Raw genomic sequence first — 1,713 nt, 5'->3', positions numbered from 1 at the left:
GGCGTGGCGCGGACGAGTTCCTGGAGGCGTTCGAGGGTCGCCTTCGAGAGACCGGCGCGCTGGGCTAGCAGCTGCAGCTTCGAACGTTGCTGTGCGCGGGGCGCGGCGCCGCCGACCAGGACCAGGTCGATGTCGTTGCGCAGCGACACCACGGCCGCCGTCCGGCCGGCGGTCTTCGCGCGGCCGAGGGCGCGGCGGGCGAGGACCTCGGTCTCGGTGCCGGAGCCGCCGATGCCGAACCCGATCCGCACCGGCCCGAACTGCTCCTTCAGCCGGGTGAGCATGCTCAGCTCGGTGAACGCCGCGGTCGCCTGCTCGAGCGGTCCGCGGGTCGCGATCACCAGCCAGCGCTTGTCGTCGTACCGGATGACACTGCCGCCGAGCGATCCGGCCTCGCGGCGCAGTGCGCTCTCCGCGTCCGACGCGATCTCGACCAGGCCGAGCGCGATCTGCGCGTCGTCACTGCGCAATGCGTCATGGACGAGCAACAGGCTGTTCACCGCGGACCGTACGGAATGCACCGACGGCGCGAGCCGGACCGTGGTCTGCTCGGTCCGGAGTTTCTCGTACGCCGACCGCAGACACGTGATTGCGACCTTCGCGCGGGCCTGGCGGTGGAACGCGACGATGTCGTCGAGGCTCAGCCCGGGCCGGTACGGCAGCACCTTGACACCGCGCATCGGCAGGCCGACCTCGTCGAACGTCTCCCGGACGTCGGCCTCGTCGAGTACGTCGATACTCAACGACGTCACGTCGTGACCCTCGCGGAGCAACTGGACGAGCGTCCGCATCAGCGTGGCGCCGGTGTACTCGACGTGCGCGGCCGGCCGGTCGAGCAGGTCCTGCGCGGCGGCGATCTGGTACGGGACGACACCGGTGAACAGCCACGCGTCGACGCTGCCCGGCGCCTCGGCCATCACCTTCGGGGTGTCGGTCTCCCGGCGGTACCGCAACGGGACGACCTCGACGCCGCGCAGCCCTTTCACGATCCGGCTGCTGGAGGTGACCAGGTCCGACGGTCCTACTACTCCGATCGTCGTCACCATGCGCGGGTCCCCATGCGGGCCAGTCTCGCCAGAACACCCCACCGCTGCAAGAACCCGCGCCGTCGTGGGTTACGTTCCACGGATGGACGGGGTTCTGGACTGGATCGCCCTCGCCACAACACCCCGCCACTGCACAAACCCGCGCCGTCGTGGGTTACGTTCCACATATGGACCGGGTTCTGGACTGGATCGACGAGGGTACTGCGCTGTGCCGCCGCGCACTGGCCGACCTGGAGGCACCGTCGCTGCTGCCGGGGTGGTCGCGCCGCCACGTGGCCGCGCATCTCGCACTGAACGCGGAGGCGCTGGGCAACCTCGTGCACTGGGCACGTACCGGTGAGGAACGCCGGATGTACCCGTCCGCGGAGGCGCGGAACGCCGACATCGAGGCCGCGTCGTCGCGACCGGCCGACGAGCTGCGGACCTGGTTCACCGAGGCGTCGGCCGCGCTGTCGGCCGCGATGGCGGAGCTGACCGACGTGCAGTGGCAGGCGCGGGTGCTGTCCTCCCGCGGCGTACCGATCCCGGCCACCCAGATCCCGTGGATGCGGTCCTGCGAGGTGCTGATCCACGCGGTCGACCTCGACACCGGCGTCACGTTCGCCGACCTCCCGGACGACTTCCTCACCAGGCTCTGCGAGGACATCCGCACCGACCGCGGCAACGT

The 1,713-nt window shown here is 70.6% G+C and carries 2 protein-coding genes; one reads left to right on the top strand and one right to left on the bottom strand.

Annotated elements, in window-relative coordinates; genetic code table 11:
- Positions 1-1,046: hypothetical protein (locus VFF46_RS12070; RefSeq protein ID WP_325037182.1), on the bottom strand; the 1,046-nt coding region annotated here is incomplete at its 3' end.
- A gap of 167 nt (positions 1,047-1,213) precedes the next feature.
- On the opposite strand from VFF46_RS12070, the gene VFF46_RS12065 reads away from it, so the two are divergent.
- Positions 1,214-1,713: maleylpyruvate isomerase family mycothiol-dependent enzyme (locus tag VFF46_RS12065; protein WP_325037181.1), on the top strand; the 500-nt coding region annotated here is incomplete at its 3' end.

Source organism: Kribbella sp. (assembly GCF_035655035.1).
GTDB lineage: Bacteria > Actinomycetota > Actinomycetes > Propionibacteriales > Kribbellaceae > Kribbella.
The sequence above is the reverse complement of the archived record's forward strand: the minus strand, read 5'-3'. Positions and strand labels throughout refer to the sequence as shown.